Annotated in this window: 14 protein-coding genes; 2 read left to right on the top strand and 12 right to left on the bottom strand. The window is 41.9% G+C overall.

The window, feature by feature from the left end:
• The first annotated feature begins 653 nt into the window (after nucleotides 1–653).
• Nucleotides 654–1,298 (top strand): chemotaxis protein CheC, encoded by a 645-nt coding sequence (locus ACO1R6_RS12730; protein ID WP_486265240.1) that lies wholly within the window; start codon nucleotides 654–656, stop codon nucleotides 1,296–1,298.
• A gap of 36 nt (nucleotides 1,299–1,334) precedes the next feature.
• On the opposite strand, the gene ACO1R6_RS12735 is transcribed toward ACO1R6_RS12730, so the two are convergent.
• The 5 genes from ACO1R6_RS12735 to recA all read right to left on the bottom strand — a co-directional run bounded on the left by ACO1R6_RS12735 (nucleotide 1,335) and on the right by recA (nucleotide 6,396).
• Nucleotides 1,335–2,048, bottom strand: coding sequence for an RluA family pseudouridine synthase (locus ACO1R6_RS12735; protein ID WP_486265241.1), 714 nt, complete (start codon nucleotides 2,046–2,048; stop codon nucleotides 1,335–1,337).
• A 197-nt stretch (nucleotides 2,049–2,245) separates the two neighbouring features.
• Complete coding sequence (locus tag ACO1R6_RS12740) at nucleotides 2,246–3,286, bottom strand: sensor histidine kinase (protein WP_486265242.1); 1,041 nt, start codon at nucleotides 3,284–3,286, stop codon at nucleotides 2,246–2,248.
• Nucleotides 3,286–3,975: a response regulator transcription factor gene (locus ACO1R6_RS12745; RefSeq protein ID WP_486265243.1), complete on the bottom strand. Its 690-nt coding sequence runs from the start codon at nucleotides 3,973–3,975 to the stop codon at nucleotides 3,286–3,288. The genes ACO1R6_RS12740 and ACO1R6_RS12745 overlap by 1 nt, the downstream gene beginning before the upstream one ends.
• 437 nt (nucleotides 3,976–4,412) lie before the next feature.
• The gene (locus ACO1R6_RS12750; protein WP_486265244.1) at nucleotides 4,413–5,138 is read right to left on the bottom strand and encodes a DUF3108 domain-containing protein; all 726 of its coding nucleotides are present in this window, start codon (nucleotides 5,136–5,138) and stop codon (nucleotides 4,413–4,415) included.
• A gap of 226 nt (nucleotides 5,139–5,364) precedes the next feature.
• The gene (gene recA, locus ACO1R6_RS12755; RefSeq protein WP_486265245.1) at nucleotides 5,365–6,396 is read right to left on the bottom strand and encodes a recombinase RecA; all 1,032 of its coding nucleotides are present in this window, start codon (nucleotides 6,394–6,396) and stop codon (nucleotides 5,365–5,367) included.
• A 148-nt stretch (nucleotides 6,397–6,544) separates the two neighbouring features.
• Here recA and ACO1R6_RS12760 point away from each other — a divergent pair, with 148 nt between their 5' ends.
• Nucleotides 6,545–7,681 carry a hypothetical protein gene (locus ACO1R6_RS12760; RefSeq protein WP_486265246.1) on the top strand — a complete coding sequence of 379 codons (1,137 nt, stop codon included), beginning with the start codon at nucleotides 6,545–6,547 and terminating at the stop codon, nucleotides 7,679–7,681.
• 25 nt (nucleotides 7,682–7,706) lie between these two features.
• On the opposite strand, the gene ACO1R6_RS12765 is transcribed toward ACO1R6_RS12760, so the two are convergent.
• From ACO1R6_RS12765 to ACO1R6_RS12795, 7 genes are all read right to left on the bottom strand, one after another.
• The gene (locus ACO1R6_RS12765; protein WP_486265247.1) at nucleotides 7,707–8,294 is read right to left on the bottom strand and encodes a GNAT family N-acetyltransferase; all 588 of its coding nucleotides are present in this window, start codon (nucleotides 8,292–8,294) and stop codon (nucleotides 7,707–7,709) included.
• 112 nt (nucleotides 8,295–8,406) lie between these two features.
• Complete coding sequence (locus ACO1R6_RS12770) at nucleotides 8,407–8,835, bottom strand: hypothetical protein (protein WP_486265248.1); 429 nt, start codon at nucleotides 8,833–8,835, stop codon at nucleotides 8,407–8,409.
• Nucleotides 8,836–8,998: 163 nt separating this feature from the next.
• Complete coding sequence (locus ACO1R6_RS12775) at nucleotides 8,999–9,964, bottom strand: AAA family ATPase (protein WP_486265249.1); 966 nt, start codon at nucleotides 9,962–9,964, stop codon at nucleotides 8,999–9,001.
• A 6-nt stretch (nucleotides 9,965–9,970) separates the two neighbouring features.
• Complete coding sequence (locus ACO1R6_RS12780) at nucleotides 9,971–11,344, bottom strand: peptidylprolyl isomerase (protein WP_486265250.1); 1,374 nt, start codon at nucleotides 11,342–11,344, stop codon at nucleotides 9,971–9,973.
• 286 nt (nucleotides 11,345–11,630) lie between these two features.
• Nucleotides 11,631–13,901, bottom strand: a complete 2,271-nt coding sequence (locus ACO1R6_RS12785; protein WP_486265251.1) for a peptidylprolyl isomerase — start codon at nucleotides 13,899–13,901, stop codon at nucleotides 11,631–11,633.
• A 447-nt stretch (nucleotides 13,902–14,348) separates the two neighbouring features.
• Entirely contained in the window at nucleotides 14,349–14,798 is a 450-nt protein-coding gene (locus ACO1R6_RS12790; RefSeq protein ID WP_486265252.1) for an ATP-binding protein, read from the bottom strand.
• Nucleotides 14,791–15,129, bottom strand: a complete 339-nt coding sequence (locus ACO1R6_RS12795; RefSeq protein ID WP_486265253.1) for an STAS domain-containing protein — start codon at nucleotides 15,127–15,129, stop codon at nucleotides 14,791–14,793. The genes ACO1R6_RS12790 and ACO1R6_RS12795 overlap by 8 nt, the downstream gene beginning before the upstream one ends.
• Nucleotides 15,130–15,135 lie beyond the last annotated feature (6 nt).

The following is a 15,135-nucleotide window of genomic DNA, read 5'->3' on the forward strand; positions in this document are numbered from 1 at the left end:
ACTACCCAACCTTTATTAGCGGTCGCCTTATTAACTGATAGCGTCTTATAACTTAAATGGTCCATTAGTTATGGTTTGTAAATATATATAAATAAGTTTATTCACTCCCAGGAAACTGAAAATGAGGTGCAAAGATAAGTTAATTTATCTGATTTGCAAATTGCTGAAGATTAAAAAATTAGAAAGTTATGCGGGTAGTAGCACATCCTTAAAAAATATAAGTTCAGCTTGGTGTGCTCATTAACCGCCTTTGTACGCGGTTATAGATTAACCGCCTGCGTAATTATTGCCAGACTTTACTTTTGCAACGGGCAAAAGATTTATCAACCTAATTTTTAAGATTAAAGCTACGTTACTTCTCCAAACATACATGCGGTAAGAACAGCTATTCTTAGCTATATAAGAATTAGGTTTAAATACGTAGTGCATTTTTTAAAACAAAATTTGTACTTACAGGTTGTTTAGGCTTGTAACCGGTTATTTATGCCTATATTAAAATAAATGTGTTAAATTTTTTAGCCATTAATAAAAAAATACCGTTGCTAACCAGTATTAATACCTAAGATAAAATACACAAATATTTAGATTTAAATAGTAAGTTTGTATTAGTAAGGTGGTAGAACGTTAGTAACTCAGATTTTAAATTTTACGGTATGTACATAGTAATTAATGAATTGGAGAAAGATGTGCTACGAGAAATAATAAGTATTGGGTTGGCTTGTGCGGCCGATTCTTTCTCGAGCTTTGCGAAAGATGGCATATTGTTAAAAGTGCCCGATGTGAAAATTATTGAGCCAAAAGTATTGCCGGAGGTAATAAATGAATACGAAGAGATTTATTACGTAACTCGTTCGGTTATAAATGGAGATTTAAACGGGAAAACTTTTTTACTTTTTTCGGCCGATAATATTACCCGGATGGCCGAGGCTTGCCTGGATACGAATGAGCGGGTTGGTCCTACTTACGAAGCCCAGAAAAAACTGATGCAACAAGAACTGAGTCAGCTTATTTCTACTGCCCTGGCCAAGCAATTAAGCAAAATATTGCATTTCGATTTGCATACCGGCGAGCCGGTAATTTTATTTTCGAACCAGGCAAAATCCATTCGTCATATCCTGGAAGATTTGCCGGAATACCAGCCTTTTGTAATTACCATTAAAACACAATTTAAGAACCTGGTAAAAGCGGTAGAGTTACCCATGCTGGTAGTTTTTGATGCTACCTCTGTATCTACGTTGCTCCGTACCATCCGGCGCGATAATCTATACGACTACAAACTCCTGAAAGCGAGTGTTTAGTTACCCCGGCTAATTCTGTTTTAACAAAGCAGTTTATTAACGGTATTGACGTAACATTTTAAGTAGAACCTGAAAATCTTTGGGGTAGGGCGCTTCTATGTGCAAGGGTTCGCCCTGCAAAGAGGTAAAACTAAGTTGGGTCGAGTGTAATGCAAAACGCTTAATAAAAGGCTGTTCTTCTTCTTTACTGCTTAAATTATACTTCTTCTTCAAATCAGAAAGGTAAACATGCTCCCCTTTATAAAGGGTGTCGCCGACAATAGGCGCTTTCAGGTAAGCCAAATGGAGCCTGATTTGGTGCATGCGGCCGGTAATGGGTTTGCAAGCCACCAAAGTGTGCCGGTTAAATTTTTCTAAAGTATTAAAATACGTTTCGGCGGGTTTACCGGAGCGGCTAAGTTTGGCCGTGCCTTTTAAACCGGGTAAAATGGCGCGGTCTACAAGTAAATCAGTAAAATCGTGGCTGCCCCAGGCTATTGCGTGGTACAACTTGCCTACTTGCCGGTGTTCAAACTGCATCGATAAATGCCGGTAAGCTTCGTTGTTTTTGGCCAAAGCCAGGGCGCCGGAAGTTTCCTTATCGAGCCGGTGACAGGCCTGGGCATCGGGCGTATATTGCCGGGCTAAGCGTAAAATATTGGTGCTTTGAGGCGTACGATCTTCTAAAGTAGCCAGAAAAGGAGGTTTATTTATTACAATGTAATCGTCGTTTTCAAAAAGTATCAGATCCTTAAAAACAGGATATTTCATGTGCGTTATTCGTTAATCGTTGGTAGTTGTTCAATTTTTTTGAACAAGGCTAACTAACTGCAAAGATGCAGCTTTATTTCCTTAACGTAACAGAACGATTTTAGGTAAATTATTTAGAAAGAGAAGTACCGCCCAAACTTTTAGCGTGTTACCAATAGCTACCCTGAATATTTAATATTGAACAACGAATAACGCAGCTAAACTTTGGGTTTGTTCAGCTTAAATTTCATGGTAGTGCCTTGGTCTACTTCGCTGGTAAGTTCTATGACCGAGCGGTGGGCTTCCAGAATATGCTTAGAAATGGCCAATCCTAAACCAGAACCGCCACTTTCCCGCGACCGGCTTTTATCAATGCGGTAAAAGCGTTCAAATATCCGGTTGCGGTGCTCGGCGGCAATACCCGGTCCGTCGTCGGTTACGGTAACTTGCACCCGTTTTTTGGTTTCGTGCAATTTAACCCAAATATTGCCATCGTTGCGGCCGTATTTTATGGCGTTATCAATTAAATTAATGAGTACTTGTTTAATCCGATTCCGGTCGGCAAAAACGGGTAAACCTTCCGGATGACTGGTTTCGTAATGTAATTGAATGTGGCGGGTAGCAGCCTTTTGTTCTAATTCATCAAAAACTTCCGCGCACAAAATATTAATATCAAAGGCAGCTTTCTGCATTTTTACTACCCCTTTTTCCAGTTGCGAAATACTGATTAAATCTTGTACCAGGTTATCTAGGCCATCCAGACTTTTGGCTGCTTTCAGCAGAAATTTATCCCGAACCAGTTCATCGTCTTTGGCCCCATCGAGCAGCGTATGTATAAAGCCTTGCGCTGCAAATATGGGCGTTTTCAGTTCGTGCGATACATCGGCCAGAAACTCCCGCCGCAGCACCTGCAACCTTTTTAGCTCGTCAATTTCTTTTTGCTTTTGCTCGGCCATGTACAATATTTCGTCGCGAATGCGCTTCAGGGGGTCGGGCCGGAATAGAAATTTATTACTCATGCGCCGGAACTCTTTGCGTTTTATATGTTCCAGTCCGGCATAAATATTATTTATCTCTTTAAAAATTAATATTTCGAAAGAAAAATAAATCAGGATAAAGCAAACTGAAAAGGTGCAGCCCAGCGTAATAGCCAGCGCCCGCATTGATAAATATTGCGAAAAATACAGGAAAGCAGTAAAAATAGCCGCCACAACTACCGAAACCAAGATGGCAATTGTGCGGGAATTAAATTCCATCATTAATCGGTATTAAACTTGTACCCAACGCCCTTTATGGTTTTAATGTGTTCTTCGCCAATTTTTTCGCGGACTTTCCGGATGTGCACGTCTACGGTGCGGGCTATTACAAAAACGTCGGTACCCCAAATATTATTTAATAATTCTTCGCGGTTAAAAACTTTATCGGGGGTATTAGCCAAAAAGGCCAGCAGCTCAAATTCTTTTTTAGGCAATGTAATCTTTTCGTCGTTTTTAAATACCGAAAAGCTGGTCCGGTCTATTTTTAAATTGCTAATCTGGATAACTTCTTTGGTTTCGGGCGTTTGGATGCTGTCGCGGCGCACGTAAGCGGCCAAACGGCTAAGCAGCGCCCGGGGTTTAATAGGCTTGGTAATAAAATCGTCGGCCCCGGCTTCAAAAGCAGCTACTTCCGAAAATTCTTCGGAGCGGGCGGTTAAAAAAATAATGAACGTTTCTTTAAATTCTGGTAATTCGCGGAGGTGCCGGCAAGCAGTTATACCATCCATTACCGGCATCATTACATCCAGCAAAATAATATCGGGCTGAAAAGTAATTGCTGTTTTGAGGGCTTCTTTCCCGTTTTCGGCGTGGGTTACTTCATAACCTTCTTTGGTGAGGTTATACTGCAGCAGTTCGGCAATGTCTGGGTCATCATCTACTACCAATATTTTGTAACGAGTTGTTTGCACTTGATTTAACTTTTACGTGTCGGGAAACAAACTTTTAATAAGCACCACTAAACACTTAAGTTGGCTTAGCTTTTACAAAGATAGGGGAATTTAATATGACAGCCTTGGCTACGGAACCGCTTGTTTGTTAAGAAATTATTAAGAAATAATTGCGGTTAAGTATAACTGGTACTTAACCAATAGGAGGGGTAGTTCCGCTGAAAAATATTAGAAGCCATTGCAGTAGCAGAACCATTATGCGGCTACTGGACTTAATGCCAAATAACCCGAAACCAAAAAGCTATGAAAAGGATTGATGTTAATAGAAAAATATAATGCAGCTTTGAGGTTTTAAAGTGTATGTTGCCTGCTCAAGTAGAAAGAACAACGGGCTTATTCTAAATCCAGGTTACAGGGCTTGGAGTTAAATTAATTAATCGTGATTAAGCTGGAACAAGCTAAATTTTAATGGTATTTAGTTTGTATTTAAGGCCGCTGGCCTGGTATAAATTTACTTTAACCGAACCCACAAACATTTCGGCTTTAATCAAAACTGGTATTTTATTTTTATCGTCAGATAAATATACCGAAACAGCATCTTCGCCGGAGAAGAGTTTGTTTTTAGGCATTTTAGGCACTAGCTTAAAAGCCCGGATACTACCGGCTTTAGTTTCTACGGTTTCGCGGCCCCGGAATACTACAGTAAAGTCAAACACTTCATCATCAAAAAAGCCTTGTAACCGGATAATATCGCCGTTTTTATATTTATCGAGGGGCAGAGTGCGCATGTAGTAAAAGCCACTTACAATATCCTGTACATTAACGGGTACTTTAAAGGTTTCGGTGCCTTTTTTATCTTCTACGGTAACTATGTTGCGGTAATGGTCAAAAGTTGCGTTTTCTTTTTTGCGGTATTTGCCTTCTTCTATATTCCTATGAAACATTTGCGGTAAAATGGCCGAGGTATCGATATAAGATCGCCAGGTATCGCGGATGCGCAGAAAATAATCAAAAGAACCAACGGTTTTGCCGTATACATTGGCTTTATAACAAGGCCGGTTGTTTATTTTATGAATATCCGGGCCAACGTCAATTACGGCTTCGGCTGCGTTTATAAGGCCGTAATGTACCTTATACCGCAATACCTCGCCGGTAGTAAACGAATCCTGCTCTACCCGGCGCATAGAGTCTGTCGTTATAAAGCCACAGACTGCCAACAGAATTAATATAACCGGTATTACTTTACGCATAATATTTTTAAAGTAGTATAACGCTTAATAAACAAATGTTATACCAACTACCACCACTATAAATGTACGAGATTGGTTTTATACGTGAAGAACTTAAATTAATAAAAAAAGGTGCCTGTAAAATAAGCACCTTTTTTTGTTAAAGAAAATTAATCTTCAGCTACTCACCGTTTAAGGTGGCGGCTACTTTCTCCGGCTCGCCTTTGATCATACTCCGGATTTTGCCTTCAATTTCTTCCATTAAGCCTTCGTTGTCTAACAAAATGGTTTTAACAGCATCGCGGCCCTGACCTAATTTATCGCCGTTGTAAGAGAACCAGGAACCCGATTTCTGAATAATATTTAACTCCACGCCTAAATCCAGAATTTCACCTACTTTAGAAATACCTTCGCCGTACATAATATCAAATTCTACTACTTTAAACGGCGGCGCAACTTTGTTTTTAACTACTTTTACCTTGGTCCGGTTACCGGTTACATTGTCGGCACCTTCTTTAATCTGGCCAATCCGGCGAATATCTAAACGTACCGAAGCGTAAAATTTAAGGGCATTACCACCGGTAGTTGTTTCGGGGTTACCAAACATTACCCCAATTTTTTCGCGTAACTGGTTAATAAAAATACATAAACAGTTGGTTTTATTAATGGTACCGGTAAGTTTACGTAAGGCTTGCGACATTAAACGAGCCTGTAAACCCATTTTGCTATCGCCCATATCGCCTTCCAGTTCGCCTTTAGGTACCAGCGCCGCTACTGAGTCGATTACAATAATATCTATAGCACCGGAGCTGATCAGGTGATCGGCAATTTCTAAAGCTTGCTCGCCATTATCTGGCTGAGAAATTAATAAATTGGTTGTATCTATCCCTAATTTCTCGGCGTATACGCGGTCAAAGGCGTGCTCCGCATCAATAAAGGCAGCCAGGCCACCACGTTTCTGAGCTTCGGCAATACAATGTAAGGTTAAGGTGGTTTTACCCGACGATTCCGGGCCGTAAATTTCAACCACGCGGCCTCTCGGCAGGCCACCTACTCCCAGTGCAATATCAAGCCCCAAAGAACCGGTGGATATAGCAGGGATTTCTTCCACTTTGTTATCGCTCAGCCTCATAACAGTGCCTTTGCCATAGGCCTTGTCGAGTTTATCCATCGTTAGCTGGAGAGCTTTTAATTTTTCGTTGTTTGCACTCATTTTTATCTTTTTATATTGCTTAAATTTAGGCCTAAATTACACTTTTTTACGTCAATTTGCAAGCTTTACTGCATTAAGAAACGGTGGTAACGGAGGCTCATTTTTAACATAAACCGCTGCTTATTCGTGCCATCGGGCCCGTGTTTTTATGAGAAAAATCGCTATATTTTTTACGTTATTATTTCCCTTTTTTATACCCCTGGCGCAGGCACAATTAAACAACCAGGCCCTGGAAAAAAATCTAACTGTCAAGCCCGAATACGACCAGAATTTACGAATTGGCGTAGATGCTTTCGGTTTTTTTAAGAACAACGAGTACTTTAATGATATTGCCGATGGGTATACCTTATTTGGGTATCACCTAAACCCCAAACTGGTATATTTTCCGGCCGATTATATCCGGTTAGAGGCGGGGGCTTTTTTGTGGCAAGACTTTGGTACCAACCGATTTAACCAGGTACGGCCAACGTTTACCATAAAACTCCAAAAGCCGCACTATGAGTTGTTGTTCGGTAATTTGCAAGCCAACGTAAGCCACCGGTACATAGAACCGCTTTACGATTTTGAAAAAGTAATGAATGATCCGCTCGAAACCGGCGTGCAATTTATACTGCACCGCAAACGCCTGTGGTTAGATACCTGGGTTGACTGGGAAAAAATGATTTACCGTGGCGACCCTTTCCGGGAGGAAATTGCCGGTGGACTGAGCGCTGTACAAACCCTATGGCAAGACAGCATTAGGGGCTGGCGTCTGGATTTACCCCTGCAATTTACCGCCCAACACAAAGGTGGCCAGATTGATGCGACTGATTTGCCCCTGATAACCTTATTTAACGGCGCGGCTGGTTTTCGGCTCCAGAAAAATATTGACGGCCCTTTCTGGAAAGCTTTACGCACCGAAAATTACCTGCTTACTTTTAAAGATTTCTCTAATGTTTACCAGTATCCTTACCAGAATGGTACGGGGTTATATTTTAATGTGGGCGTAGATACCCGGGTACAAAATGTAATGCTAAGCTATTGGCGCGGCAACGGGTATATAGCAGAGCAGGGCGGAAAATTATTTCAATCGGTATCTACTACTTTTAAAAAGCCCGATTACCTGGAAAAAAAACGGGAGTTACTTATTCTTCGGTTTACCCACGATTTTAAATTAACCGAGGATATGTTTTTGGTACTACGCCTGGAGCCGCTCTACGATTTTAACGAACCACAACTAGAGTTTTCGACGGGCTTGTACCTGCGGTTTAATACTGATTTCTTTGTTACCCAACCCAAACGTTAATGAGTTTTACCGCTTGGCAAAGAATTTAACCTTTGCGGTAAAGCAGTTCGTAATCGGCGCGGGTGAGGCCGTAGTAATAAATATCAATTAGCTGGCGGGTGTGGTCCCGGAAATCGTGCTGGAGCAAGCCTTCCCGTTTAAAACCGCACCGCTCGGCCAAACCAAAACTACGGGTGTTGTGCAACGCACTCCGGATAAATAATTTATTTACTTCTGCGCGGTCGAAGGCAAATTTAATCACTTCCTGTAAAGCTTCCAGGGCCAGGCCCTTGCCTTCAGCCGCAGCATCTAAATAATACCCTACTTCGGCTTTAGGAATAGAAAAATCGAAGTTTTTGAGCGAAATATCGCCAATATATTGGTTGTGGGGCAATAGCCAAATGCCAAAAGCATAAACCTGACCCAACATCCAATCTACTTTAAACCGTTTTATCAGCTTAAGTGCTTCTTCGGGATGTTTGGTTACTATTTGTACCCTGCTGGGAAAAGCCGGTGCCAGGCGGATTTTATTTGCCTGGATTAAACGATAAAATACCTCGGTGTGGTTTTCGTGGTAAGGGCATAAACGGAGGCGGGGAGTACTTAACTCCGTGTTGTCGGGAATTTCGGCCATAGGTAAAGCAAAACGGTTAATAGCTTTACGCAAAAAATATTTATTGCGGTTGCCTGTAGCCGGTTTATACTTTTGCCGGTTTGGTTACCCAAAGGTAGTTTGCTGTAAATATTTATTTATTAGACTTACCGTATGCGTATTGGAGAGGGCTGCCTAAAGCTTTTTGGGTGTACATTACATTCAGTACCCTTGCCGTTTCGTTAAAATATTCGAGCCGCCGAATAAGCATTTCTTTGGTGAGCATGGTGCCTTCTGGCGTTTTCATGTAAGAGCGCTTGTCATTTAAAATACGCTGCATGGCTTGCGCCGCGTGCTCTTTCTGGTGCACGTATAAATCATGAAACTCGGCTACCGCATTAATGTCCGAAGCTTTTACTTCAAAATGCTCGCCGGTGGTGTTTAACACCGTGCAAAGTATTTTAACTTCTAACGGCAGCGAAGTCTGAAAGGGCGTGCGGTTCAGGTCGATATCTGTTTTAAGAATTTCCAGAATCGTGTTCAGGTTCTTTTCAAATAATTCGTAAAGGGCACGTGCTTCCATGTTGGGTAAGGTAAAGAATATTGGTTATAGACGGAATTCCGGGTACAAAGGTATAAAAATGCTTTTTCTTTTCCGGAAAATTTAAAATGCGCCTTGGCTAAAGTTTATAAAAACACAAAGCCTGCACCGGGTAGTACAGGCTTTGTGTTTTTGTAAAGTAAGTCTACAATAAACCTTGAATTATTTTCTCGACAGTAATGCCATCGGCTTCGGCTTTAAAATTCCTAACTACCCGGTGCCGCAAAATAGGTAAGGCTACGGCTTGTACATCTTCAATATCCGGCGAATATTTGCCACTGAGCAAGGCATTGCATTTAGCGCCTACAATTAAGTGCTGCGAAGCCCGCGGACCAGCGCCCCACTCTAAATATTGGGTAGCCTGCGCTGCGCCCATGGCGGTATTAGGTCGGGTTTTATGTACCAGGCGCACGGCGTAGTCAACTACGTTATCTGCCACGGGTACCCGCCGTACCAGGTGCTGGTAAGCCATTATATCATCGGCGTGTAATACATTCTGAATGGTATGTCTAACATCAGAAGTAGTATTTTTTACAATCTGCAATTCCGATTCAAAGCTGGGATAATCGAGGTTAATGTTAAACATAAACCGGTCGAGTTGGGCTTCGGGCAGGGGATAGGTACCTTCCTGCTCAATTGGGTTTTGCGTAGCCAGTACAAAGAACGGTCTTTGCAAATCGTAACGCCGGCCGGCCACGGTAACCGAATATTCCTGCATCGACTCCAGCAACGCGGCCTGGGTTTTAGGCGGTGTCCGGTTTATTTCGTCGGCCAGAATAATATTGGCGAATACCGGTCCTTTTACAAACTGGAAATTGCGGCTTTGGTCCATGGTTTCGGAACCCACAATATCCGAAGGCATCAGGTCGGGGGTAAATTGGATGCGGTTAAAAGATAAATCCAGCGAGGATGCAATGGTTTGGATAAGCAAGGTTTTGGCTAAACCCGGTACACCCACCAACAAACAATGCCCCTGCGAAAATATAGCGGTTAATACCAACCGCACTACTTCTTCCTGACCTATTATTATTTTAGAAATTTCACTATTCAGGCCTTTGTAGGCCTCGTGCAGCGCATCGGCTGCTTCTTTATCCGAACTGAATTTTCGCATGCGGCTTTAATAGAGAACACCTTGCAAGATATCACATTTATTGAAATCTGGATCGATATCTATGTAAACTGTGTTTTTATTTTTTTCGAACCACTCTACTAAAGCTTTTCTTCTTTTCTCGTTTAGTGCCCAAGCGGCTAACTTCTGGTAATCGTCTTTTAAATTAGCCTGGTGGGGCGGGGTATTAGATTTAAGATAAATAATGCGCATAGCCTGTTTGCCGTCTTCGGTGCGGTAGGGAATTGGCTTGGTAATATCGCCTACTTTCATGGTATCGATAATAAAGAAGATGGCCGGGTCTACCAGGTCTAACGGAATAAAAGTGCTGCGGTCGCGTGGGTTAAACATTAAACCGCCGTTGTCTTTGGTGGGTTTATCGTCGGAAAAGTCTTTGGCGGCTTTAGAAAACGAGATGCTGTCTTTTAAAATAAGACCCCGGATTCTTTCTAGTTCGGCAGCGGTGGCATCCATGTCAATATCGGTACTGGTGGGTTTAAGCAGGATGTGGCGGGTATTGTATTCTTCGCCGCGGCGCTCAATTAACTGAATTAAGTGAAAACCAAACTGCGATTCTATTACTTCTGACATTTGACCAGGCTCTAACTTAAGGGCGGCTGCTTCGTATTCCGGTACCAGTTCCCGTTTTTTGAAGAAACCTAATTCACCTCCTTTTTGCGCCGATCCGGGGTCTTCGGAATATTGGGTAGCTAAAGCCGAAAAACTCTCGCCACCTTGTACACGTTTTTTCAATTCGTTTAAGCGGGCGCGTACTTCGTCTTTCTGGGCTTTGCTTACGCCAGCTAATTTTACAATCTGGCCAATTTCTACTTCGGTAGAAAAGTAAGGTAAACTGTCTTGCGGAATTTTATTAAAAAATCTTTTAACGTCGTTGGGCGTTACCGTTAATTTTTGGGTAACCTCAGATTGCATTTTTTCGGCGACTAACTGCTCCCGGATAGGTTTGCGCAAGTCGTCTTTTATTTGCTTAAGGCTTTTGTTGTAATATTCTTCGAGGCGTTGTTCGCTACCAATCTGCGACACAAAGTAAGCCATGCGTTGTTCCAGGTTGCCTTCTACCACATCATCATCTACTACTACCGAGTCTATTTCGGCACGCGCCACTAATAATTTTTGCTGCATTAAAGCCCGCAGCACTTCGCAACGATCTTTTTCCGTTAACTTTTTGCCCTGGTTTTGGGCTTCTTCCTGGGCAATGGCAGTTTCCAGGTCGGAACGTAAAATAATCTGGTTGTTTACTTTAACAATTATGCCATCTAGTACCCGGCGTTGCTGTCCCCAGGCCGTAGTGCCCAGCAAAACAAAAGCAAACAGGCAGGCAATATTTTTGAAATAAGGATTAAATCCGGTTTTGGTTATCATCTAATTAATAAAAATAAACAAGCTTTATTTAAAAAACAGGCAAAAAGCTTGCCTTTAAGTAACGGTTCTGATACAGGAAAATTTTATTTAATTTAAAAACAAAATTACCTAATTTATAGCACAAATTTAAATTTACCAATTGTAAATTATGCTTTTGTTTTTAGCTAGCCTTTAGGCTGATAAATTTTGACAAGTTTGTTTGCGAATAAAGATTTAAAATAATCTAAAATTTGGCCTTAAATAAAAAACGCTGCCCACTGGCAGCGTTTAAATAATTAGCTAAAATTTAATTCTTTACCAGTTTATCAAATTCGGCTTGGTTTACAACTACCGGGAACCGCTGGCGCAGTTCATTAATCCATTGTTTTTCCAGGTAGTTCTGGTAGTCGGAGGTGGCTACACCCCGGGTCTCATTCAGATTTTTATAGCCGGGCGGCAATATTTTGGTTATCTGAATCAGATATACCCGGCCATCTTTTTCTAAAGTAGTAGTGCCTTCCTGCCAGTTTATACCATCTAATATTTTGTTTTCGCCTTTTACAAAGCGTTTACTGGTAACCTGTAAGGCTAAAGGGTTGTTTTCGTTTAAGGTTTGCTCTAAAACTTTAACATCGCTGGAGTATAAATCCAGGCGCGTGCCCCTTATACCGGTTTTGGCTGTTGGGCTGCTTTGGGTTAATTGGTTAGGTGCTACGCCTTTCTGAAGCAGGTAATTATTTACTGCAGTAGTCCGGCGTTGGGCCAGGCTTGCCCGGCTGGTTTCTTTGGCGTCGGCTTGCCCGGTTATGGTTAAGGTTAACTTAGGATCAGCGATTAAGCGATTAGCCAGTTCGTCGAGTTGGGTTGGGGCCTTAGTGGGCAATTGAGCACTATTAGCCGCAAATAATACCGGGGCTGGTTTGTTTTTCTTTACTTCGAACCGGCCGGTTTGCATTAAATTTTGCGCACGGGTAAGTAAATCTTTGTTGGTAGCACTTAAAATAGTGGCTTCGGCCCGGGTATCCCACTTGTAATTGCCGCGGTTGTTTTGGAAAAAGTTTTGCAGGCCTACCGTATCGGCAATGGCTTTAGACCAAACTTTCTCGTCCATTAACTGGAAAAGCAAAATACCGTCGCGGTATTCCTGAACGAGCATTTTGTAATCCAAGTGTTTGTTTTCGAGGTTGGCTTTTTCGTAAGAAAGCAAGCTGTTTTCTACAAAATTATCATACAATAGTTGTATGGCATGTGCCGCCGAGGTATTGGGCCGGGGCTTTTGGCTGTGCTCGATGTAAGTAAAAAAATCTTTAATGGTGTAGCGCTGGTCTTTTATGGTAAATAGGGCAGCATTGGTTTCCTTTTCGGGGAAGCTGTTTTTCCAGGAACCTTGCGTGAGGCCAGCATCGGCTTTGGTAAATATATATTGCTTGGCCGTCGCATTTTCTACAAAATTGTTTTCGCCTTTAATGCGCTTTAAAAAGGCCGCTTTATTTAGTTCGGAACGCGAATCTTTGGCTACGCGGTTGCGCAACGAGGTTTCCATGTCTTCGTAAGGCGGCAGGCTGCGACGTTCAATTAATTTAATAATGTGCCAACCGTAGGGCGTATGAATAGGTTTGGCTATTTCGCCGGGTTTGGTAAGTTTAAATGCGGCTTCTTCAAAACTAGAAATCATGCGGCCCGTGCCAAACCAAGGCAATTCGCCGCCATTTTGCGAAGAGTTTACATCTTCAGAAAACTGCGATACCAGACGGTCCCAATTTTCGCGCCGGGCAACGCGGGTATATATTTCGTCAATCTTTTTCTTGGCTGCTACTGAATCGGCTTTGGGCATACCGGGCGTGGTGCGCACCATAATATGCGATACTTTTATTTCGCCTTGGGCCGGACGCACCTCGTTTACTTTAATTAAGTGGTAGCCGTATTTGGTCCGGATGGGGTTCGATAACTGACCGGCTGGTGTCCGGTAAGCAGCATCCTCAAAAGGGTAAACCATTTGCAACGCCGTAAAATACCCTAACTGACCATTGTTCTCTTTGGCCGATGGATCTTCGGAATAAGTAGATGCCAGTTTAGAAAAATCTTCGCCGGCCTGCACCCGTTTACGTAATTCGACTATGCGGTTGTAAGCCGCCAAGGTATCTTTCGGGTCGGCATCAGGCGCGACATTTATCAGAATATGCGCGGCGTTTATCTCTTTTTGCATCCGGTCGTAGGCTTCCCGGATGAGTTTATCAGTAACACTTTTTTCGGTTAAGTAGGGTTGCGCCAGTTGTTGTTTGTAACCGTCTAACTCCAGCCGGAAAGCGGTGGTGGTATCCAGACCGCGGCTTTCGGCATCCATCACTTTTAACTTAAAGTTGGTATAAAGATCCAGGTATTCCTGTAAGCTGGCGCGTGAGTAGGCATTCTCGGCCGAACCGTTGTTTTTATTATAAACATATTCAAACTCCGAAGTATAAACCGGTTTACTGCCCAGGGTTTCTAATACTGGTTCTTTTGTGGCCGAAGGTTGAGAAGTTTTGCAACCGGTTAAGAGCAACGCCGCAGCGCCAAAATAAAAAAAGCTTTTACGCATAAAAAGGAAAATATACCGGGTAAAGAGGTGTAAATTAACGCCGTAAACACCTGCAGATAACTCTACCCCGTTACTTAATAAACTGTAAGTTTTAATTTTTTAGCTTAATCAGGCTAAGATAACGAAAAATTTAGAGTTAAAATATTATTTAAAAGAATGTGCAGTTGTTTTTACCCGAAACGGTAAATTTTAGAGAGATAAAGAATTAAATAGCAGGCGATGATAAGGAAAGAAGTTGGGAGTAGCTGTAATTAATTATCTCTTGCCGGTGAAAAACCGGGCACAAAACCTAAGCTACCGGTAATTTCTAGGGCACGCAGTTAAGTAGCAGTACCGCAGCAAAGCTAACTGGCAATAAATTGGCTTTTACTCCATGCTTTTGGTTTAAATAAACCAAGGAATAAATAAATCTAGGGTATTATTTTTTCAGAAGCACGGGCTTAAGATTTAACGACTGGCTTTTGCCGGAACTTTAACCGCCTGAATTTTGCCTACATTTTTGTATAAACGGCAAACATTGTGGTTGTCTTGGGTCGTAAATTCTACCTTATCCATAATTCGCTTAACCAAAACCAAACCCCAGCCTCCCGCTTCTTTGTCGGCAATTTTTTTCTTCATATCGGGTAGCTTGTACTTGCCCTGGTCAAAGGGTCTTCCATTGTCCGATAATTCAAAAAGAAAGCATTCGCCAACCTGTAAAATGGTGAGCTTTACAAATTTGTTTTCGTCTTCGTTATTCGCATGAATAATTAAATTGGCTGTAATTTCATCTACAGCCAAAATAATCTGATTTAAAACAACCTCGGTTAAAGCATAAGCACTCAGATACTTCGTTACAAACTCCCTGAATACTTTTAAGTTACTTAAGCTGCATCTGATCCGGATAGAGTTATTCATTCGCAACGGTCATGGCTTCGTCGTAGGTAGAGACAATGGTCATCAGCAGGTCGAGGCCGAGAATTTCGAAAACGTTTTTAACTTTCTCCTGCATGTTGAAAAAAATGAGCTTGATTTGCGCGTCTTCGAAACGCTGCAGGTGAGAAATAAAAACGCCTAAACCGGCGGAGGAAATGTAGTTAAGATGCTCACAATCAACTAGTATCTTGTTGAAGAGCATAATTTCTGGTTTAGATAATTCTTCGTCTAACATTACTGAAGAACTGGCATCTAATTCACCATCTAAACTAATGGTGATTGTTTTTTCTCTGATTTCTTGTGTTATTTTCATGGCCAT

The organism is Adhaeribacter sp. (assembly GCF_057359045.1).